The 21,347-nt window shown below is 45.6% G+C and carries 15 protein-coding genes; 13 read left to right on the top strand and 2 right to left on the bottom strand.

What is annotated here, in order from left to right; translation table 11 throughout:
- Window positions 1-28: 28 nt before the first annotated feature.
- Both BUB52_RS13335 and BUB52_RS13330 read right to left on the bottom strand, forming a co-directional pair.
- Complete coding sequence (locus tag BUB52_RS13335) at window positions 29-586, bottom strand: GNAT family N-acetyltransferase (RefSeq protein ID WP_009121885.1); 558 nt, start codon at window positions 584-586, stop codon at window positions 29-31.
- Between the two features lie 34 nt (window positions 587-620).
- On the bottom strand, window positions 621-1,094 hold the full coding sequence (locus BUB52_RS13330; protein ID WP_009121886.1) for an arginine repressor: 474 nt from the start codon (window positions 1,092-1,094) through the stop codon (window positions 621-623).
- 330 nt (window positions 1,095-1,424) lie between these two features.
- On the opposite strand from BUB52_RS13330, the gene BUB52_RS13325 reads away from it, so the two are divergent.
- The 13 genes from BUB52_RS13325 (at window position 1,425) to BUB52_RS13265 (ending at window position 21,290) form a co-directional block, all read left to right on the top strand.
- Window positions 1,425-1,820 (top strand): HU family DNA-binding protein, encoded by a 396-nt coding sequence (locus tag BUB52_RS13325; protein ID WP_009121888.1) that lies wholly within the window; start codon window positions 1,425-1,427, stop codon window positions 1,818-1,820.
- Between the two features lie 468 nt (window positions 1,821-2,288).
- A complete protein-coding gene (locus BUB52_RS13320) occupies window positions 2,289-3,938 on the top strand; it encodes a rhamnogalacturonan acetylesterase (RefSeq protein WP_039950709.1) in 1,650 nt (549 codons plus the stop codon).
- Window positions 3,939-4,126: 188 nt separating this feature from the next.
- Complete coding sequence (locus tag BUB52_RS13315; RefSeq protein ID WP_009121891.1) at window positions 4,127-6,649, top strand: glycoside hydrolase family 88 protein; 2,523 nt, start codon at window positions 4,127-4,129, stop codon at window positions 6,647-6,649.
- A 7-nt stretch (window positions 6,650-6,656) separates the two neighbouring features.
- A complete protein-coding gene (locus BUB52_RS13310) occupies window positions 6,657-9,446 on the top strand; it encodes an alpha-L-rhamnosidase (RefSeq protein ID WP_083554549.1) in 2,790 nt (929 codons plus the stop codon).
- Window positions 9,443-11,278 carry a rhamnogalacturonan lyase family protein gene (locus tag BUB52_RS13305; protein ID WP_009121893.1) on the top strand — a complete coding sequence of 612 codons (1,836 nt, stop codon included), beginning with the start codon at window positions 9,443-9,445 and terminating at the stop codon, window positions 11,276-11,278. Before BUB52_RS13310 ends, BUB52_RS13305 begins: the two co-directional genes overlap by 4 nt.
- Window positions 11,279-11,335: 57 nt before the next feature.
- Window positions 11,336-12,856 (top strand): glycoside hydrolase family 28 protein, encoded by a 1,521-nt coding sequence (locus BUB52_RS13300; RefSeq protein ID WP_009121894.1) that lies wholly within the window; start codon window positions 11,336-11,338, stop codon window positions 12,854-12,856.
- A gap of 131 nt (window positions 12,857-12,987) precedes the next feature.
- Window positions 12,988-14,454, top strand: coding sequence for a rhamnulokinase (gene rhaB / locus BUB52_RS13295; RefSeq protein WP_009121895.1), 1,467 nt, complete (start codon window positions 12,988-12,990; stop codon window positions 14,452-14,454).
- A gap of 32 nt (window positions 14,455-14,486) precedes the next feature.
- Window positions 14,487-15,740, top strand: coding sequence for an L-rhamnose isomerase (locus BUB52_RS13290; protein ID WP_009121896.1), 1,254 nt, complete (start codon window positions 14,487-14,489; stop codon window positions 15,738-15,740).
- Between the two features lie 90 nt (window positions 15,741-15,830).
- Window positions 15,831-16,862, top strand: a complete 1,032-nt coding sequence (rhaT, locus tag BUB52_RS13285) for an L-rhamnose/proton symporter RhaT (protein WP_009121897.1) — start codon at window positions 15,831-15,833, stop codon at window positions 16,860-16,862.
- 35 nt (window positions 16,863-16,897) lie between these two features.
- Complete coding sequence (gene rhaD, locus BUB52_RS13280) at window positions 16,898-17,707, top strand: rhamnulose-1-phosphate aldolase (RefSeq protein ID WP_009121898.1); 810 nt, start codon at window positions 16,898-16,900, stop codon at window positions 17,705-17,707.
- 15 nt (window positions 17,708-17,722) lie between these two features.
- Window positions 17,723-18,877, top strand: coding sequence for a lactaldehyde reductase (fucO, locus tag BUB52_RS13275; RefSeq protein WP_009121899.1), 1,155 nt, complete (start codon window positions 17,723-17,725; stop codon window positions 18,875-18,877).
- Window positions 18,878-18,895: 18 nt separating this feature from the next.
- On the top strand, window positions 18,896-20,218 hold the full coding sequence (locus tag BUB52_RS13270; protein ID WP_009121900.1) for a glycoside hydrolase family 88/105 protein: 1,323 nt from the start codon (window positions 18,896-18,898) through the stop codon (window positions 20,216-20,218).
- A gap of 145 nt (window positions 20,219-20,363) precedes the next feature.
- Entirely contained in the window at window positions 20,364-21,290 is a 927-nt protein-coding gene (locus tag BUB52_RS13265; protein ID WP_009121901.1) for an AraC family transcriptional regulator, read from the top strand.
- The last annotated feature ends 57 nt before the right edge of the window (window positions 21,291-21,347 follow it).

Here is a 21,347-nt window from a genome sequence, read left to right as displayed (position 1 = left end):
CATTCTTCATTCATAATTCCTCATTTATTTATATTTTATCTTCTTCGTGTAAATTCGGGTCGTAAAGCATTGCCGTGCAGATGCAGAACTTCCGGTTTTTGGCTACTAATATGTCATGGTTGATGCAGCCCTCGCAACCTTTCCAGAAAGACTCGTCGTCTGTCAGCTCATTGAAAGTAACCGGTACGTAGCCCAGTTCGGTATTCATCTTCATGACAGCAGCCCCGCTGGTCAGACTGAAAATCTTGGCCTTGGGCCATCGCAGGCGTGCCAGGCGGAAAGAAGCCGTCTTAATGCGTTTTGCAAGTCCCAGGCCGCGGTAGTCGGGATGTACGATAAGTCCCGATGTAGCTACATATTGCTTGTTTCCCCAACTCTCGATGTAAGTGAAACCGGCGAATTCCTCTCCACACAAAGCTATGATAGCTTTTCCTTCTTTCATTTTAGTCGCTACGTATTCATGCGTGCGTTCTGCGATGCCCGTTCCGCGTACCTTGGCAGCTTCTCGGATGGTATCCAAAATCTTATCCACGTAAACTTCATGTGAGGCATCAGCTACCATCACATCAATTTGTTTCGAATCCATTTCTTTTATTTCGTTATATTATAGTTATACTGACTTACTTCATGTTAGGAATGATTTGTGACAGAAAAACACGCACCTCTTCATGGGATGCAGCCTCGTGCAGAACCATCATTATCGTATCGTCCCCGGCGATAGTGCCCAGTACGGCGGGACATTCGCGGTTGTCGATGTCGTAGGCCATGCTGCTGGCATAGCCCGGACGGGTACGGATGACGGCAATATTCTTGGAGAAATGAAGTGAAACGAACCCGCTGGTCATCAGCATTTCGCTGGCGCTTTGGTCGTTGCTGCGTTTGTACATGATGTTGTTAGGCAGTACATATACATATTTCCCGTTCATATTGGCCGCTTTGGCTACTTTCAGTTGCTTTAAGTCGCGCGACAAGGTGGCTTGCGTCAGTTCAAAGCCCTCTTTCCCCAAAGCCTGCAACAATTCTTCCTGAGAACTGATGTCTTTGCTTGAGATTATCATCTTGATGGCATCTAACCGATTAGCTTTCTTTTTCATCTTTCTGTATAATTATTCTTAGAACGGCGCAAAAGTAGGGAATATTTTGGAAAGAATATACAGAAATGAGAATTTTTTTATTCTTTATATGCAATATATTGTAAAAACAACGGTATATGTATGCATGCTTGGGACTGTTTCTTGGCGGGGATGGCGGACTTGTCCGTAGGGTTACCCGTGATGAGCCTATGACCGAGGTATGATTAAAAGGCTTACAATATATAATTAAAAGCCTTTTAATAGTATATTAGAAGGCTTTTAATCGTATCTTTGCGGTAACCTCAGGCAGGCAGCCTGAGGAAGTTATTCACCTTTTAAAATAAAGTCGGTATGTTTTATAAAAAGAGTCGTGCCAAAGTAGGCGGGAAATACAAATGGTTTCCCCGTGCATGTGTCAACAAACACACAGTCAATACGCAGGATTTGGGAGAAGCCATCAGCCGGAAGTGTACGGTTACGCCCGCGGATGTGCATGCGGTAATCCGTTCGTTGCCGGAAGTCATGTCATTCTTTATGGAGAACGGCAACAGTGTCCATCTGGACGGGCTTGGCTCTTTCTACTACAAATTGAGCTGCGCGGGAAACGGAGTGGATACGCCCGAAGAGGTCAGTACGGAGCAAGTGAAAGCTGTCCGCGTGCAGTTTATCCCCGAACGCCGTAAGGAAAACGGTAAATATTGCCGTGTCTTGGGCGAAAGGGTAGAGCTGGTGAAATTCGGCGATTGATTCTCTTTGTACGTAAGTGTGTCAAGGTAAGACTTTTGTGCCGTTCGTTGCTTTGAACGGCGGATAGTATAAGGTTTGTAAAAATAAGACAGCTTCCGGCCTTTATAAAGGCGATAAACGACAAAAACAATAAGAGAACCGCCAAAAGGCTCAGAACTCGTTTGCCATGAAGCTCTTATTTTTGCAATGCAGAATAAAGTTCGTTTCTTAATTCTATTAAAACTATCAAAGGCACATGAAAAAACTACTTGGATTTATTTCCTTTCTTTTGGTATTGGCAGGTTCCGTTTCTGCCAAAGTGGTACTTCCGGTCATTTTTTTTCGATAATATGGCTTTGTAGCAAAATGCGCAGTCAATCTATCTGGGACGGCACGTATGTGGAATCGTGGACGAAAAGGGTGTCATGAAGAATATTTGTAGACGTGTAAAATATAGATGGTTTCTTTTATTAAAATGAAATGCTTGTTATGAAAAAAAGTTTCTTATGCTACTTATTGCCGGGGTGTATTGCGCTTTCTATCAATCTGTCATTGTGTGCTCAAAATAGAGTTGCCGCTCCGATGAAGGATGTAAATAATGTAATTGATAATACGTTGGACAGTTTGAATAAGGCGCGGACTGTGAGGCCTATCGCCGGTTCCAGTCGCAGAGGGGATAATCCTGTACTTTTTTTAGTGGGGAATTCCACCATGCGTACCGGTACTTTGGGCAATGGAAATAACGGACAATGGGGATGGGGATATTACGTGGGCGAGTATTTTGATGTTAATAAAATAACAGTGGAAAATCACGCGTTAGGCGGAACAAGCAGCCGGACTTTTTATAACCGCCTTTGGCCGGAAGTTCTTAAAGGGATACGTCCGGATGATTGGGTTTTTATAGAACTGGGACATAATGATAACGGACCGTATGATAGTGGTCGTGCGCGTGCTTCTATTTCGGGAATCGGAAAAGACAGTTTGAATGTGATAATCAAAGAAACGGGCGCAAAGGAAACGGTATATACCTATGGTGAATATATGAGACGTTTTGTACGGGATGTAAAAGCAAAAGGGGCGCATCCAGTCCTTTTATCTCTGACTCCCCGTAATGCGTGGGACGACAAGGATAGTACGATTATTACACGTGTAAATAAAACTTTTGGTTTGTGGGCTAAACGGATAGCTAAAGAACAACGGATACCTTTCATTGATTTAAATGAGATTACCGCCCGTAAATTTGAAAGGTATGGTAAAGAGAAAGTGAAATATATGTTCTACCTTGATCGTATTCATACCAGTGCTTTTGGCGCCCGTGTTAATGCGGAGTCGGCAATTGAAGGTATCCGTAAATGTAAAGGGTTGCAACTTGCCGATTATTTGAAGCCGATGGATCAGGATACTGTTATGGGTAAGAACCGTAGGAAGGGGTGTCCGGTACTGTTTACCGTGGGTGACAGCACGGTGAAGAATAACGATAACGATGAGAATGGTATGTGGGGCTGGGGCAGTGTTATTGCGGATGAATTTGATTTGAATAGGATAACGGTTGAAAATTGCGCTAAAGCCGGACGTAGTGCCCGTACTTATTTGGATGAAGGGCGTTGGGATAAAGTATACGGTGCACTGCAGCCCGGTGATTTTGTACTTATTCAGTTTGGTCATAATGATGCCGGGGCTGTTAATACTGGCAAAGCGCGTGCAGAATTGCCCGGAGCTGGAAATGAGAGCAAGGTGTTCTTGATGGAGTCTACCGGAAAATATCAGGTCGTTTATACTTTCGGCTGGTACTTACGTAAATTTATTATGGATGTGAAAGAAAAGGGTGCTATTCCTATTGTGCTCAGCCACACTCCACGCAATGTGTGGGATAATGGACAAATTCAGCGTAATACCGACTCTTTCGGTAAATGGACTCGTGAAGCGGCAGAGCGAACCGGAGCGTATTTTATTGATTTGAATAAACTCACAGCGGACAAATTGCAAAAAAAAGGTTGGGAACAAGGATTACGTGCGGTAAGTGAGTACTTTAATAAAGATCATACGCATACTTCGCTAAAGGGGGCGCACCTCAATGCCGAAAGCATCGCAGAAGGATTAAAAGCTACGGACTGTCCTCTAAAGAATTATTTGAAATAATTCCGTATATATTCTCCTTTGATGGATTTGGGAAAAACAAACGACCTTCTTACTTTTGTAAAGGCGATAAACGACAAAAACAATAAGAGAACCGCCAAAAGACTCAGAACTCGTTTGCCGTGAAGCTCTTATTTTTGCAATGCAGAATAAAGTTCGTTTCTTAATTCTATTAAAACTATCAAAGGCACATGAAAAAACTACTTGGATTTATTTCCTTTCTTTTAGTATTGGCAGGTTCCGTTTCTGCCAAAGTGGTACTTCCGGCCATCTTTTCCGATAATATGGTTTTGCAGCAAAATGCGCAAGTCAATCTGTGGGGAAAGGCGACGCCCGGTGAACGCGTTTCGGTAAAAACATCATGGACGGATAAAGCCGTAACGACCAAAGCTGCGGCTGACGGTAAATGGACCGTGAAGTTGAAAACGCCTGCGGCCGCAAAGGGGCAGTCCGTTACGGTGAGCGGTGAAAATTCGATTACTATTAATAATGTGTTGATAGGTGAAGTATGGCTTTGTACCGGACAATCCAATATGGAATATCCGGTTTCCAAGCATCCCGATAAAAAATGGATGACCGGTATGATAACGGAAGCCGAGGAAATGAAAGATGCGGATTATCCGGAGCTGCGTTTGTTCCGGGTGGAACATCAGTTGGCTCCCGAGGGTGAAATGGATGATTGCCAAGGCCGGTGGCTGGTGTGCACGCCGAAAAACCTGTATGATTTCTCGGCGGTGGGATTCGTTTTCGGACGCAGATTGCATAAAGAACTGAATGTACCGGTAGGTATGATACAGTCTACCTGGGGCGGCACGCATGCGGAGTCGTGGACGAAAATGGGTGTCATGAAGAATAATCCGCTTTATACGGACGTACTCGAAGATTTCGCCCTGAAGAACGTGAAGCAGGAAAAAGGATATTGCAAGGTTCCTTCCACGCTTTGGAACGGAATGATTCATCCTATTCTGGGATATACGGTGAAGGGAAATATTTGGTATCAGGGAGAATCCAATGCCATTCGCCATGAAAAATATCAGCAGGTATTTACCAATATGATCAACAGTTGGCGGAAAGAATGGAAACAACCCGATATGCCTTTCTATTTCATGCAGATTGCTCCGCATAAAGGGCAACCGGCCGGTATTCGTGAAGCGCAGCTCAAAACATGGCAGAGCGGGCTGAAGAACGTGGGTATGGCGGTCGTTACGGATGCGGCGGATTCTACGGATATTCATCCGCGTAATAAGCGGGTGGCCGGTGAGCGCATGGCTTTATGGGCGCTTGCCAAACAATATGGTAAGGATGTGGCTTATTCCGGTCCGCTCTTTAAAACGATGAAGGTTAGCGGCAATAAGGCCGTATTGAGTTTTGAATATGCCGAAGACGGATTGATGACACCGGAAGATGCTCCGGTCAAGGGTTTTCTGGTTGCAGGGGCCGACCGTCGTTTTTATCCGGCGGTGGCTGTGATAAAAGGCAGCCGGTTGGAGGTTTCCGCTCCGCAGGTGGCGGAACCGGTTGCCGTACGCTACGGTTTTTGTAACTTCTTCCGTGTGAATCTCTATAATAAGTCCGGTTTACCCGCAGTGCCTTTCCGTACGGATACATGGGAACAAGGCTCGTATGCACGTTGGTTTGCCGACTCTGAGATGATGCGTTTCCCGCAGGCTTATCAGTTGGACCACGGTAAGCGTTTGTTTTTCGGCTATGCCCAGGGAGTAGGCTGTTGCGCCATGTTGCAGATGTGGAAGACTACGGGCGAACGTCGTTACTATGACTACGTGAAGCAGTGGGCCGACTCTCTGATTAATGAAAAAGGAGAAATTCATCTGTATGATAAGTCTACTTACAACTTGGATTTCATCAACTCGGGAAAGGTGCTGTTCGACCTCTATCGTGAAACCGGCGATCAGAGATATAAGGCGGCAATGGATATTCTTATCAGACAATTGAAAAACCAGCCTCGTACTTTGGAGGGCGGCTTCTGGCATAAACTGATTTATCAGCATCAGATGTGGTTGGACGGGCTGTATATGGCTTCTCCGTTTATGGCGCAGTATGGCGCGGAATTCAACCGGCCGGAATGGATCGATGAGGCGGTGAAGCAATTCCGTCTCTGCCATAAACATACCTATGATGCCAAGACAGGATTGTACCATCATGCGTGGGACGAGAGCAAGAGCCAGCGTTGGGCCGATCCGGCGACCGGACATTCCCCCAACTTCTGGGGACGCAGTATAGGCTGGTGGTTTATGGCGCTGGTGGACGCCTTGGACTTTATACCGGAAAATCATCCGGGACGCGCTGATATGCTCGGCTATATTCGCGGATTGGCGGAAACATTGCCGAAATATCAGGATAAGGCCGGACTTTGGTACCAGGTTATCGACCAGCCCAAGCGCAAGGGGAATTTCCCCGAGGCATCCGTAACCACCCAATGTATGTATGCTTATGCAAAAGCGGTGAATAAAGGATATATCGATGCAAAATATCGCGCTGTGGCGGAAAAGGCTCTGCAAGGTCTGAAAGACAAGCTATTGGTGGAGAAACAGGACGGTACTTTGACTTTGACCCGTTGCTGCCAGGTTGGCGGCTTGGGCGGTCATCCGTATCGTGACGGAAGCTTTGAATATTATATAGGTGAGAAGATGAGGGATAACGATGCCAAGGCAACAGGTCCGTTCATTATGGGATGTTTGGAACTGGAAAAATAAGACAGGTATGAATCGGTTGTTTTGTATTGCCATGTTTGCATTTTGCGCAGGGGCTTTGTCCGCACAAGATGTTTCGTGGCCGGAGATTAGTTTGGATGCCAAGCCGGCTGCCCGCTGGTGGTGGATGGGAAGCGCAGTGGATAAGGAAAACCTGACCTGTAATTTGGAAGCGTATGCTGCGGCGGGAATGGGTACGATGGAGATTACTCCGATTTATGGCGTGCAGGGAAACGACGCGAAGGATATTCCGTTTCTCTCTTCCCGATGGATGCAGATGCTGCAATATACGGAAAGTGAAGCGTCCCGTTTGGGAATGCAGATTGATATGAATACCGGTACCGGCTGGCCGTTCGGCGGTCCTGAAGTGGGAATAGAAGACGCAGCCTGCAAACTGTTTGTCACGGAATACCGGTTGGAGGGCGGGAATACGCTCGACAAAAAGATAGAAGTCGCCGATAGAAAACAGCGGCCTTATGCCGAATTGGAACGTCTGATGGCTTTTTCCGATAAGGGAAAGTGTCTGGATTTGACGAATAAGGTGGAAGACGGAATGCTATGCTGGAAAGCTCCGAAAGGCAATTGGCGTTTGATTGCCGCCTTTTGCGGCAAGACTTTGCAGAAAGTGAAACGTGCGGCTCCCGGCGGTGAGGGGTATGTGATGAATCATTTCTCGGCCCGTGCCGTGAAAAACTATCTCGGACGTTTTGAACGCGCTTTCGATGGACGGTTCAAGGATACGTCCGGCAGCGCTACCGCTTATCCTCATAATTTCTTTAACGACTCCTATGAGGTTTACGGGGCGGACTGGTCGGAAGGACTTTTTGATGAGTTTCTGGCACGTCGCGGTTATAAACTGGAAGAACATCTGCCGGAGTTTCTGGCGACAGGGGAGCGTTCGGACAAAACCCGACGCATCATCTCCGATTATCGTGAAACTCTCAGTGAATTATTGCAGGAGAACTTTACCCGTCAGTGGACGGAGTGGGCGCATCTGCACGGGTCTAAGACCAGAAACCAGGCTCATGGCTCGCCGGGAAATCTGATAGACCTTTATGCTACGGTGGATATTCCTGAGTGCGAAGGCTTCGGCCTATCCGATTTCGGTATACGGGGATTGCGTAAGGATTCGCTGACGCGTCCCAATGACTCCGACCTCTCCATGCTGAAATACGCTTCTTCGGGCGCTCATATCGCCGGCAAACCTTATACTTCTTCGGAGACTTTTACTTGGCTGACGGAGCATTTCCGTACGTCTTTGTCGCAATGTAAGCCGGATATCGACCTCATGTTCGTTTCCGGCGTCAATCATACGTTTTTCCATGGCACGACCTATTCTCCCGCCGAGGCTGCCTGGCCCGGTTGGAAGTTTTATGCTACGGTGGATATGAGCCCGACGAACAGTATATGGCGGGATGCGCCCGCATTCTTCCAGTATATATCCCGTTGTCAGAGCTTCTTGCAAATGGGACAGCCGGATAATGACTTTCTTGTGTATCTGCCGTTGTATGATATGTGGCAGGAGCAGGACGGACGACTGCTGATGTTCGATATTCATAAAATGGCACAGCGTGCTCCGGGCTTTATAGAGGCGGTGCACCGTATCAATGATGCCGGTTACGATATGGATTATATTTCCGATAATTTCATCCGTACGGCTGCTTGTCGCGATAAGAGAATCGTAACGTCCGGCGGAACAACGTATAAGGCATTGGTGGTTCCCGGGGCGCGTTTGATGCCTGCGGATGTACTTGCCAAGCTTCTTGATTTGGCGAAAGAGGGGGCGACTGTTGTATTTTTGGATCAATATCCGGAAGATGTTCCGGGATATGCCGGATTGGAACGGCGCCGCACGGAATTTAAACGTACTTTGGAGCAGATAAAGAAGTTAGGGAATGAACGTGGTAAAGGCCAAACGGTGTTCTTCGGTACGGATTATGCCCGTACGCTGGCACAGACCGCTGCCATACCGGAGGCGATGAAGACATCTTTTGATTTGAGTTGTATTCGTCGCAAAAACACGGAGGGCTACCATTATTTCATATCCGCACTGACCGGGAAAGATACGGAAAGTTGGATACCGTTGGCTGTACCTGCACGTTCGGTTATGCTTTATAATCCGATGAACGGATCTTCCGGTAAGGCTCTTCTGCGCCAGAAGGATGGCAAGACGGAAGTTTATTTACAATTGGCTTCCGGGGAATCAGCCATATTGAAGACTTTCACGGAAGCTGATGTACAGGTTCCGGAATGGAAGTATCAGACTGTTGCGCAGGGAACTGTCGAACTGTCCGGTTTATGGAGCCTGCGGTTTGTGGAAAGCGCTCCTGCGGTACATAGTGTACCGGATTCCGTTTCTTTGGGCTCATGGACGGATTTATCCTTTGAAGGTGCCGGAACAACTATGGGAACAGGTTGCTATACAACCGCTTTTGTGATTGAAAATCCCGCCTCTGCTCAGGATTGGCAGCTCTCACTCGGTGACGTTCGTGAAAGTGCCCGTGTACGTATCAATGGCAGGGAGGTTGCCACTTTGTGGGCTGTACCCTATTGTTGCCCCATCGGGCAATACTTGCGTCCGGGAAAGAATATTCTGGAAATAGAAGTGACCAATCTTCCTGCCAACCGCATAGCCGATATGGATCGCCGTGGAGTGAAGTGGCGTATCTTCAAAGATATAAATATTGCGGCGCTTGGTTATAAAAAAGGGACTTATGCCGGTTGGGAACCTGTACCGAGCGGTTTGTTAGGCCCTGTACGTATTATACCGCTGAAGATAACTAAAAACGAAATGCAATGAAGAAAATCAGTTGGGCCGGGGTAGCGTTTGTTTGCGCTTTCTGCTCCTTACACGCTCAAGACCCGCGTGAACGAAACTATTTCTATGAGATTCTTGACCCTAAGCACGAACCTAAACCGTTGGTAGAGGGATTCGCTCAAGAACGGATTACTGAGAAATTAAACCGCGGACTGGCGGTCGCTCCTTCCCGGGACGGCAAATCCGTGTATCTCAGCTGGCGTTTGCTGGCATCGGATGCTCCTGCCACGGCTTTCCATGTATATCGTGAAGTAGACGGAAAGACTCGTCGCTTGACGAAAAAAGCCGTTTCCCGTACTTGCGACTTTGTGGATGCCACCCCTCATGAACAAGCCGTTTATTGGGTGGAGGCTGTTGTAAAAGGACAGAAACCGGTTGTATCGGAAAAACGGAAGGTTGTATCGGCCGATTTGAAACCTTATACATCTATCCGCCTGAAAGATAACGCAAAAGCCGGAAAGATAGCGCTGGCCGACCTGAACGGTGACGGGGCTTATGATTATATCATCCGTACTCCCGAAACAAATGTCGACCCGGGCATGCCGGGTGACACTACCGGAAAAACTTATAAAATATCCGCTTATTTGAGTGACGGCACTTATCTGTGGACATACGATATGGGGCCGGGTATTGAACCGGGTATCTGGTACTCGCCTTTCATCGTTTACGATTTCAATGGAGACGGTAAGGCCGAAGTGGCGATTAAAACGGCGGGTGCCGACTATGTGAAGAACGGGAAAGGGCGCGTTTGCGGCGGGAGTGAATATCTTTCCGTATTGGACGGCATGACCGGACAGGAGATAGACCGCGTGGATTGGCCTGAACGCAATGACCGTTACGGAAATCTGATTCGACAGAATCGTAATCAGATGGGAGTTGCCTATTTAGACGGAAAGACACCGTTCATACTGGCGGCACGCGGTACTTATAAGTTGATGGTTGTGGATGCCTGGATGTTGAAAAACGGTAAATTGGAACGTGTGTGGCGTTGGGATGGTGATGAGGAAAATCCTATTGTCCGTAGTATGGGCGCGCATAGCATGGTTACTGCCGATGTAGACGGTGACGGCCGCGATGAGGTTATGTTAGGCTCTTGTATGCTCGATGATAACGGAACGCTTTTGTGGTCCTCGGGATTGGGACACAGCGACAAAGCGTATCTTTGCAAGTTGCGTCCCGATATGGAGGGCATGCAGGTGTTTATGGTAAGTGAACCGAAAAAGGAAGACGGCCGTGGCGTTTCGGTAGTGGATGCTGCTACGGGTAAATTGATATGGGGTATCGGACATACGACCTATCATGTAGGCGACGGCATGGTAGCGGATTTTGACCCTGCTCATCCCGGATTGGAGTGTTTTGCCAGCGAAGACCGTAAAGGAGGAAGCACCGACAGATATTTGCTTACTGCCGACGGAAAGAAACTGCAAGTATCTCAAGATGAGATACCCGGTTGCCGTAACTGGATATGGTGGGATGCCGATTTGTTGCGTGAGACATTCAAAGGAGACGATAACCGTTGGGGCGCAGGTTCCTCTTCCGGTGGACGTGACCAGAGTATCTGGAAATGGAAAGGTGAGATATTAACGGAAAATATCAAAGGGGATATATTGCTGATGGCTGATATGGAAGGTGATTGGCGCGAGGAATTGATAACGGCTTTACCCGGCGAACTGCGTATCTATCGCACCAATATTCCTGCGACAGACCGTAGGGTAACGTTGATGCAGGACGCTTTGTACCGTAGCTATGTAGCTCATCGTAGTATGGGGTATCCTCAGGCGCCTGTACCGTCTTTTTATTTAGGAGATAATTAATGTATGTATCGGAAAATATGTTCCGGTACGTTTGCTAACTTTAAAACGCTATTAAGAATGACAAAACCATTGTATGTAATCGCTGCTATTTGTTTATGGCTATTCAGTGCTTGCCAGTCTGCGGACTATAAGTATGAAGCTGTTTATCGTAACCTGCCTTTTGACATGCCTCGTGTGGAAGCGCCGAGATTTCCCGACCGTACGGTTAATCTGGCAGAGTTCAATGCTGTCGGTAATGGAGAAACTCTATGTACATCGGCTTTTGCCGATGCAATCAATACCCTTTCCGAACAAGGGGGAGGGCATCTCGTTGTTCCTGCCGGTGTTTGGCTGACAGGACCTATTGTGTTGAAAAGTAATATCGATTTGCATTTGGAAAAAGGAGCCGTTATCCTTTTCTCTCCCGATGTAGATCTCTATCCTTTGGTGGAAACTGTATTTGAGGGTTTGGATACCCGTCGTTGCCAGTCGCCTATTTCCGGTCGTAATTTGGAGAATGTGGCGATAACAGGCGAGGGAGCTATCGACGGAAACGGTCATTACTGGCGCCCGCTGAAGCGTGAGAAAGTCACGGAGAGTGTTTGGAAGCAGACGACAGCCCGTGGTGGCGTATATAAACGTCCTACTTACTGGTTCCCTTATCCTGAAACTTTGAAAGGAGATACTATCAGTAATATGAATGTCCCTCAGAATCTGCAAACGGAAGAAGAGTGGCAAAGTGTCCGTCATTTCCTTCGTCCGGTAATGGTGAGCTTGATAGAATGTAAGAATGTATGGTTGCAAGGAGTGATATTCCAGAACTCTCCGGCATGGAACTTACATCCGCTGATGTGTGAGAATGTACTGGTTGAAGACGTGCAGGTGCGTAATCCGAGCTATGCGCAGAATGGTGACGGACTGGATTTGGAATCTTGTAAAAACGCGCTGATTGTGAATTCTACTTTTGATGTGGGAGATGACGGAATCTGCCTGAAAAGCGGTAAGGATGAAGATGGCCGCCGTCGTGCACGTCCTTGTGAAAATGTAGTGGTAGATGGCTGTACGGTATTTAAAGGACATGGAGGTTTTGTTGTCGGCAGTGAGATGAGCGGCGGGGTACGCAACGTGTCTGTCAGCAATTGTCAGTTCTTGGGAACGGATGTGGGATTGCGCTTTAAAAGTAAGCGCGGCCGTGGCGGTATTGTTGAAAATATCTGGATTACCAATGTTTCCATGATGGATATTCCTACCGAACCGATTACTTTCAATCTTTATTATGGTGGAAAATCTGCCGTTGAAGTGTTGGAAAGCGGTGAAAAGGTTCCGGCTAAAGTCGAACCGCTTCCTGTGGACGAAACAACTCCTTGTTTCCGGAATATTCATGTGAAGAATCTGATATGTGCAGGAGCCCGTCGCGCATTATTCTTCAACGGTATTCCTGAAATGCCGATTGAGAATGTCGTGTTGGAAGATATTGATATTACTTCACGATTGGGCGCCGAATTTATTTATAGCAAGGCTGTTACGATGAAGAATGTAACTATCCGCAATACGGAAGGCGAGCAAGTTGTTACCCGTTTTTGTGAGGATATGAAATAAGAAGCCGGATGTGGTAATAGCGGACGAAATGGATTGTCAAATCTGACACCCTTTCAGTCAAAATAAGTACAAAGAATAGGGGATGATTCCCCTATTTTTGTATCATGAAATAGCGACTAAAACTAATTACCATGAAACAATGTTTTTTTGCGGTCGATTTGGGTGCTACCAGTGGCCGTACTATCTTGGGAACCTTCACACCGGAAGGATTGGAAATGGAAGATGTGAATCGCTTCCCGAATCGTTTGATTGAAACCGGCGGACATTTTTACTGGGATATATATGAACTTTACCGGCATATTATCGAAGGATTGAAAATAGTCGCTCAAAAAGGAGATGTTGAAATTACTTCCATTGGTATCGATACATGGGGAGTGGATTTTGTTTGCGTGGGTGAAGATGGTGGATTTCTTCGTCAACCTTATTCGTACCGCGATCCCCATACTGCCGGAGCGCCTGACGCTTTCTTTGAAAAAGTAGCCCGTAAACAAGTCTATGAGTGGACGGGTATTCAGGTAATGAACTTCAATTCTTTGTTCCAGCTCGATACATTGAGACGGAATGGTGACAGTGCATTGGCCGCTGCCGATAAACTGCTTTTTATACCTGATGCTTTAAGTTATATGCTGACCGGGGAAAAGGTAACGGAGTACACCATTGCCAGCACGGCGCAGCTGGTAAATGCGAAAACCCGTAAACTGGAAAATGCTTTGCTGCGCGAGCTCGGACTGACGGAGAATAATTTTGGCCGCTTTGTTTACCCCGGTGAGAAAATAGGAACATTGACAAAAGAAGTACAGCGTATGACCGGATTGGGAGAGATACCTGTAATTGCGGTTGCCGGGCACGACACGGCTTCTGCTGTGGCTTCAGTTCCTGCAATGAATCCTGATTTTGCATATCTGAGTAGTGGGACTTGGTCTTTAATGGGAGTGGAAACAGAAAGCCCGGTTATTACAGAAGAAACCGAATCTTTGAATTTTACGAATGAAGGCGGCGTGAATGGCACTATCCGTTTATTGAAAAATATTTGTGGAATGTGGCTGTTGGAACGCTGTCGTGCGGCATGGGGAGAGACTTCGTATCCGGAGCTGATATCCGAAGCGAATGCCAGTGAACCGTTCCGTAGTCTGATTAATCCTGATGATGCTCTGTTTGCCAATCCTGCCGATATGGAACAGGCTATAAAGACGTACTGTTCGGATTCTCACCAGCCTGTTCCGCAGACACGAGGTCAAATTGTTCGTTGTATCTTTGAGAGTCTTGCCCTGCGCTATCGTCAGGTTTTGGATAATCTTCGCACTCTTTCTCCTCATCCGATAGATACACTTCATGTTATCGGCGGTGGAAGCCGTAATGATTTATTGAATCAATGGACAGCCGATGCTGTCGGTATTCCTGTTGTGGCAGGCCCGTCTGAGGCTACGGCAATTGGTAATATTATGATTCAGGCGTTGGCGGCAGGAACGGCAAAAGATATTGCTTCCATGCGTCAATTAATCAATCGCTCTATTTCTTTGGAAACTTTCTATCCGGAAGATGCGGAAGTGTGGGATACCGCATATTTACATTTCAAACAGGTGACAATGAATCATTAATGTTTAACAATCATATAAAATAAATCAGTATCATGAAAGAAGAACTAATAACAAAGGCTTATGAAGTAGCTAAGGAACGTTATGCTGCTCTTGGGGTAGATGTAGAAAAGGTAATGGAACAACTTCAGAAGGTTGCGATTTCCATGCACTGCTGGCAGGCTGATGATGTCCTCGGTTTTGAGTCGGGCAGCTCGTTGACCGGCGGTATCCAGACTACAGGTAATTATCCCGGTAAGGCTCGTAATATGGAAGAATTACGCGGCGATATTTTAAAGGCCGCTTCTTATATCCCCGGTAAGCACCGTTTGAACCTGCATGAAATTTACGGTGATTTTGGCGGTACCTTTGTTGACCGTGACCAAGTGGAAGTGAAGCATTTCGAGAGCTGGATGCAGTGGGCCGCTGAAAACGGAATGAAACTGGATTTCAATTCAACCTCTTTCTCGCATCCGAAAAGCGGTAACTTATCTTTATCTAATCCGGATAAGAGCATCCGTGATTTCTGGATTGAACATACCAAACGTTGCCGTGCCATTGCAGAAGAGATGGGACGCCGTCAGGGTGATCCTTGTATCATGAATCTTTGGGTACACGACGGTAGTAAGGATGTGACTGTAAACCGTATGAAATATCGTGAGTTGTTTAAGGACTCTCTCGACCAAATTTTTGCTACGGAGTATAAGAATATGAAAGACTGCCTGGAGTCCAAGGTGTTCGGTATCGGTCTGGAAAGCTATACGGTAGGCTCTAATGAGTTCTGTGTAGGTTACAGCGTGCAACACCAGAAACTGATAACAATCGATACGGGACACTTCCACCCGACGGAAAGCGCTGCGGATAAAGTTTCGTCTATGTTGTTATTCGTGCCGGAATTGATGCTTCATGTAAGCCGTCCGATTCGTTGGGATTCCGACCATGTGACTATCATGGACGACCCGACTCTCGAACTTTTCCAGGAAATTGTTCGCTGCAATGCTTTAGACCGTGTACATATCGGTCTTGACTATTTCGATGCTTCTATCAACCGTATAGGCGCTTATGTCATCGGTACCCGTGCTGCGCAGAAATGTATGTTGCGTGCGTTATTGGAACCGCTGGCTAAACTTCGCGAGTATGAGGCTGCCGGTCAAGGTTTCCAACGTCTTGCTTTGTTGGAAGAGGCCAAAGCTTTGCCTTGGAATGCCGTTTGGGATATGTTCTGCTTGAAGAATAATGTGCCGGTAGGTGAAGAGTTCATCGCTGAAATAGAGAAATACGAAGCTGAGGTTACATCAAAACGTAACTAAGTTAATCAGAGTTAATGATAGTGTTTAGCGGGGAAAGCGTATCTTTGCCCGCTACTTTCATTACTCGTAGAATATTAACCATTGATTATCATGAATACACTAATAGGATTATTAATTATCGCTGTGGGAAGCTTTGGGCAGAGCAGTTCGTATGTACCTATCAATAAAGTTAAAGGTTGGTCATGGGAAAACTTTTGGCTGGTACAAGGGATTTTTGCCTGGCTCGTCTTTCCGTTGCTTGGCGCTTTACTTGCCATTCCTGCTGATGGCAACCTGATAGAACTTTGGGGAGCCGGCGGTGCATTGCCGGCTATTGTTTACGGTGTCCTTTGGGGTGTCGGCGGTTTGACATTTGGATTGAGTATGCGCTATTTGGGTGTTGCCTTAGGACAGAGTATAGCTTTGGGTACTTGTGCCGGCTTTGGAACTTTGTTTCCGGCTCTGTTTGCAGGGAAAGACTTATTACATGGCGATGGCTTGATGCTCCTTATTGGTGTTTGCATTACTTTGGCGGGAATTGCCATTATCGGTTATGCAGGCAGTCTGCGCTCCAAAAATATGAGTGAGGAAGAAAAAAAGGCTGCCGTGAAAGATTTTGCGTTGACAAAAGGACTGTTGGTCGCTTTACTGGCAGGTGTGATGAGTGCCTGTTTTGCTCTCGGCCTGGATGCCGGAACGCCTATTAAAGAAGCGGCATTGGCCGGTGGTGTGGCCCCGTTGTATGCCGGACTTCCTGTTATCTTTCTGGTGACTTTGGGCGGGTTTTGTACGAATGCGGCTTATTGCATTCAGCAAAATATAAAGAATAAGACAGGTAAGGAATACTTGTCGGCCAAAGGCAATATCCTTGTGAATAATATTTTGTTTTGCGCTCTTGCCGGAGTATTATGGTATTCGCAATTCTTTGGTCTGGAGATGGGTAAAAGTTTCTTAGGCGGCAGTCCGATATTGCTTGCATTCTCTTGGAGTATACTGATGTCACTGAATGTTACATTCAGTAATGTTTGGGGAATCCTGCTGAAAGAATGGAAGGGATGCGGCTCTCGTACAATAGGCGTACTGATATCGGGATTAGCCGTTCTTATCGCTTCTATTATTGTAGTGGCGATGGCACAAGCATAAAAATAATATCTAATAAATTGTAATTAAATAGACACATGAAATCAATTCTTGAAAATCGTCCCGAGTTGGCTTATGAAGTCAATCAGGCGGCAGAAGTAGCCGGATATCTTTGGCAAAAAGGTTGGGCGGAACGTAATGGTGGTAATATAACTTTAAACATCACTGAATATGTAGATGATGAAATCAAAGCTCTGCCGGCTATCAGCGAGGTTAAACAGATAGGTAAGCAGCTTCCTTATCTGAAAGGTTGCTATTTCTATTGTAAGGGTACTCAGATGCGTATGCGTGATTTGGCGCGTTGGCCTATGGCAAACGGTTCAATAATCCGTATTCTGGATGACTGCGCCAGCTATGTAATTATAGCGGACCAGCCTGTAATGCCGACGTCGGAATTACCTTCTCATCTTGCAGTTCATAATTATCTGCTTGAAAAAGGTTCTCCTTATAGAGCATCTTTGCATACACATCCTATCGAACTGATTGCTATGACCCATAATAAGAAGTTCCTGGAGAAAGATGTGGCTACTAATCTGCTTTGGAGCATGATTCCGGAAACCAAAGCGTTCTGTCCTCGTGGATTGGGTATAATTCCCTATGAATTGCCAAGTTCCGTACAATTGGCTGACGCTACTATTGAAGCCCTGAATGATTATGATGTAGCTATGTGGGAGAAGCACGGGGTTTTTGCAGTAGATGTGGATATTATGTCTGCTTTTGACCAGGTAGACGTATTGAATAAATCCGCTCTGATTTACATTGCGGCTAAGAATATGGGCTTTGAACCGGACGGTATGAGCCAGGAACAAATGAAAGAGATGACTGTGGCTTTTAATTTACCGAAATAAAAGTGAAGCGTAATTATGTATAGGATGATATTGAACGAAACCTCTTATTTCGGAGCAGGCTGCCGGGAGACAATCGCGGTAGAAGCTATTCGCAGAGGTTTTAAGAAGGCCTTCTTTGTGACAGATAAGGACTTGATTCGTTTTAAGGTCGCAGACAAGATAATTGAAGTGTTTGAAAAGAATCATATTCCTTATGAACTTTTCAGTGATGTAAAAGCAAATCCTACTATTGCCAATGTACAACATGGCGTAGCCGCTTTTAAAGAGTCCGGCGCGGATTTTATTGTGGCGTTGGGAGGCGGTTCTTCCATTGATACGGCAAAAGGTATCGGTATTGTGGTGAATAATCCGGATTTTGCAGATGTGAAGTCGTTGGAAGGCGTAGCTGCGACCCGTTACAAGGCTGTTCCCACTTTTGCTTTGCCTACAACGGCCGGCACTGCTGCTGAAGTAACCATTAATTATGTGATAATTGATGAGGACGCAAAAAAGAAGATGGTTTGCGTAGACCCCAATGACATTCCGGTTGTTGCGATTGTAGACCCGGAACTGATGTACTCCATGCCGAAGGGATTGACTGCCGCAACAGGAATGGATGCCCTGACACATGCCATTGAAAGCTATATAACACCGGGCGCTTGGGCTATGTCTGATATGTTTGAGCTGAAAGCCATTGAAATGATTGCCGCTAATTTGAAAGCTGCGGTAGACAATGGTAACGATGTAGCAGCTCGCGAAGCCATGTCGCAAGCTCAGTATATTGCCGGTATGGGATTCAGTAATGTGGGCCTGGGTATTGTACATTCTATGGCACATCCGTTAGGCGCTCATTATGATACTCCTCATGGAGTTGCCAATGCATTGCTTTTACCGTATGTAATGGAGTACAATGCAGAGTCTCCGGCTGCTCCTAAGTATATTCATATAGCCAAAGCTATGGGAGTAAATACCGATGGCATGACTGAAAGTGAAGGAATACGTGCAGCAGTAGAAGCTGTTCGTAAGTTGTCATTAAGTATTGGTATTCCTCAAAAGTTACATGAAATCAATGTAAAAGAGGAAGATTTACATCAATTGGCTGTCGATGCATTTAATGATGTTTGTACAGGTGGTAATCCTCGTCCTACTTCTGTCGAAGAGATTGAGGCTTTATACCGTAAAGCTTTTTAATTATAATTCAAATATACCATGAAGAAAACTATTATCTCATGTGTGCTGTTTTTAACAGCTGTCACTGCCTTCTCGCAAACAACGATGAAGACTGCGGCTGAAGCTAAACTATCAGCTTCCGACCTTGCCGTAAAAATAGCAGACCGTATTCTTGCAACCACCACTTATGAGTTTAAGAATACCAAGACCGGTAAAACCTATAAGTCGATTAAAAACCTGCCTTTGGATATGAATGTCAAGGTTGCATGCAAGTATAATAATTGGCATTATACCAATGGAGTGACTCATATCGCTTTAATGGAATTGGCCGATAAAACCGGTGCTAAGAAGTATGATGATTATGTCTTTAAAAATATGAACTTCGTATTTAATGAAGGCAATCTGGACTTCTTCAAGAAGCAATATGATCAGGCAATGAAAGATGAAGGTTGGTATGGAGTTCGTAAATTGAGCTGGCATATGATTTTCCGTGGAAAGCGTTTGGATGACAACGGTCCTATGGGAGCCAGTCTGATTGACTTGCAGATGAAGCATCCGAATAATTCTTTCTTGAATTATATTAATGAAACAGCCGAACATCTGAATTATGGTGAGCCTCGTCTGGCAGACGGCACTATTGCCCGCATTTGGCCTCATGAAAATACAATTTGGGCGGATGACGCTTTCATGGCTATCTCATTTCTTGCCCGTATGGCTAAGATGACCGGTGATATGAATTACATCAATGATGCTGCCAATCAGGTAATCAAATATCATAAATATTTGTGGTGCCCTGAAAAACGTATTCTCTATCATTGCTATCATACGGATACGGATGAACATGGTGTTGCTCATTGGAGCCGTGCTAACGGTTGGGTTTTTATGGCAACTGCCGATTTACTTGCAGTGATGCCGCAGAATCACCCGATGCGTCCTGAAGTATTGGAATGCTTCCGTCGCCAGTGCAGCGGTGTAGTACGTTATCAAGGTAAGAACGGTTTGTGGCACCAGCTTCTCGATAAGGAAGATTCTTATGAGGAGATTACAGGTACGGCTATGTTTGTCTTTGGTATTGCACGCGGTGTAAAGCACGGATGGCTGCATCCCGACTTTATTTATGCCGCCGAGCAAGGACTTAAGGGTATGATGACGTTGATGTCTGATAAAGGTGATGTTACTAAAATCTGTGTCGGAACAGGTATCATGCCGTCTCCTGCATATTATTATAACCGTCCTACCCAAGAGAATGATCCGATGGGTGAAGGTCCTGTTCTCCGTGCATTGATTGAAATGATGGATGCGCCGAAATATACGGAGATCAAGGCCGAGCAGCAGTACGATAAAATTGTGGTTAAGAAGTAGTAGTCCTTTTAGAAATAAGCGAATCCCGGTTGGAAGAATGCCTGTTCTGCCAACCGGGATTTTTTTATTAAATCTTGCATTGCTATCCCTTATTTCATAAATATTTCCTATTTTTGTCCCGAACCCATCATGAAGGACACGTATTATGACAAAGAATTACAATGATTTAGGAGTGGAATTTAAGTATCTTATTGTAAATGACATGGACCAAAAATTTGGTCTTTGGGTAAATACTGTCGGCTTTCAGTCTATTCAGCCGGACTCTCCATATCCTTTGAAAGATCACCCTTCCGGCTATTTCTTTAATGCCCAGAAAGGACGTGTTTTGCGTGAATACCAATTGGTTTATATAACGAAGGGGCGGGGATTGTTCTCTTCAGAAACCACTCCGGAAAAGCAAGTCTGTAAAGGACGGTTGATGGTGCTGTTTCCCGGTCAATGGCATACCTATCATCCTTATCGTCAGACAGGGTGGAATGAATACTATATAGGTTTTGAAGGACCTGTCATTGATAATTTGATGAAAGGCGGTTTCTTGTCAAAGGATAATCAAGTGCTTGAGGTCGGTTTGAATGAGGAACTGGTATCTCTCTTTTCCCGCGCCTTAGAAATTGCCGAAGCGGATAAGATATCTTCTCAGCAGTATCTTGGCGGTATAGTATTGCATATCGTAGGTATGATTCTTTCCATTTCGAAGAATAAGATTTTTGAGGTAGGTGACGTCGATCAGAAGATTGAGCAAGCTAAGATTATAATGAATGAGAATGTCTTTAAGGATATCGATCCTGAAGAGTTAGCCATGAAATTAAATATTAGCTATTCCTGGTTCCGGAAAGTGTTCAAGGACTATACAGGTTATGCGCCGGCCAAATATTTCCAAGAACTGAAGCTACGTAAAGCTAAACAGTTGTTGGTCGGAACTTCTCAGTCCGTCAAAGAGATTTCTTTTATGCTTGATTATAAATCTACCGAACATTTCTTTTCATTATTTAAAAAACGTACAGGGTTTACACCATTAGAATACCGTTCTTTCGGTCGGGAGACTGAAGCGGAGGATGAGGACTTAGATTAAAGTCAAAATAGGCAGTAAACAGTCAAAATGCTTATAAAACCCTTGATTTTCTATTGT

The organism is Bacteroides clarus YIT 12056 (assembly GCF_900129655.1).
In the GTDB taxonomy this organism is placed as follows: domain Bacteria; phylum Bacteroidota; class Bacteroidia; order Bacteroidales; family Bacteroidaceae; genus Bacteroides; species Bacteroides clarus.
This window is presented reverse-complemented; position numbering and strand designations above follow the sequence as displayed.

Coding starts and splice junctions, on each gene's coding strand:
- BUB52_RS13265 (WP_009121901.1), top strand. CDS start 20,364: ATGACAAAGAATTACAATGATTTAGGAGTGGAATTTAAGTATCTTATT.
- rhaT (WP_009121897.1), top strand. CDS start 15,831: ATGAATACACTAATAGGATTATTAATTATCGCTGTGGGAAGCTTTGGG.
- BUB52_RS13320 (WP_039950709.1), top strand. CDS start 2,289: ATGAAAAAAAGTTTCTTATGCTACTTATTGCCGGGGTGTATTGCGCTT.
- BUB52_RS13335 (WP_009121885.1), bottom strand. CDS start 586: ATGGATTCGAAACAAATTGATGTGATGGTAGCTGATGCCTCACATGAA.
- fucO (WP_009121899.1), top strand. CDS start 17,723: ATGTATAGGATGATATTGAACGAAACCTCTTATTTCGGAGCAGGCTGC.
- BUB52_RS13290 (WP_009121896.1), top strand. CDS start 14,487: ATGAAAGAAGAACTAATAACAAAGGCTTATGAAGTAGCTAAGGAACGT.
- BUB52_RS13300 (WP_009121894.1), top strand. CDS start 11,336: ATGACAAAACCATTGTATGTAATCGCTGCTATTTGTTTATGGCTATTC.
- BUB52_RS13305 (WP_009121893.1), top strand. CDS start 9,443: ATGAAGAAAATCAGTTGGGCCGGGGTAGCGTTTGTTTGCGCTTTCTGC.
- BUB52_RS13315 (WP_009121891.1), top strand. CDS start 4,127: ATGAAAAAACTACTTGGATTTATTTCCTTTCTTTTAGTATTGGCAGGT.
- BUB52_RS13310 (WP_083554549.1), top strand. CDS start 6,657: ATGAATCGGTTGTTTTGTATTGCCATGTTTGCATTTTGCGCAGGGGCT.
- BUB52_RS13325 (WP_009121888.1), top strand. CDS start 1,425: ATGTTTTATAAAAAGAGTCGTGCCAAAGTAGGCGGGAAATACAAATGG.
- rhaB (WP_009121895.1), top strand. CDS start 12,988: ATGAAACAATGTTTTTTTGCGGTCGATTTGGGTGCTACCAGTGGCCGT.
- BUB52_RS13330 (WP_009121886.1), bottom strand. CDS start 1,094: ATGAAAAAGAAAGCTAATCGGTTAGATGCCATCAAGATGATAATCTCA.
- rhaD (WP_009121898.1), top strand. CDS start 16,898: ATGAAATCAATTCTTGAAAATCGTCCCGAGTTGGCTTATGAAGTCAAT.
- BUB52_RS13270 (WP_009121900.1), top strand. CDS start 18,896: ATGAAGAAAACTATTATCTCATGTGTGCTGTTTTTAACAGCTGTCACT.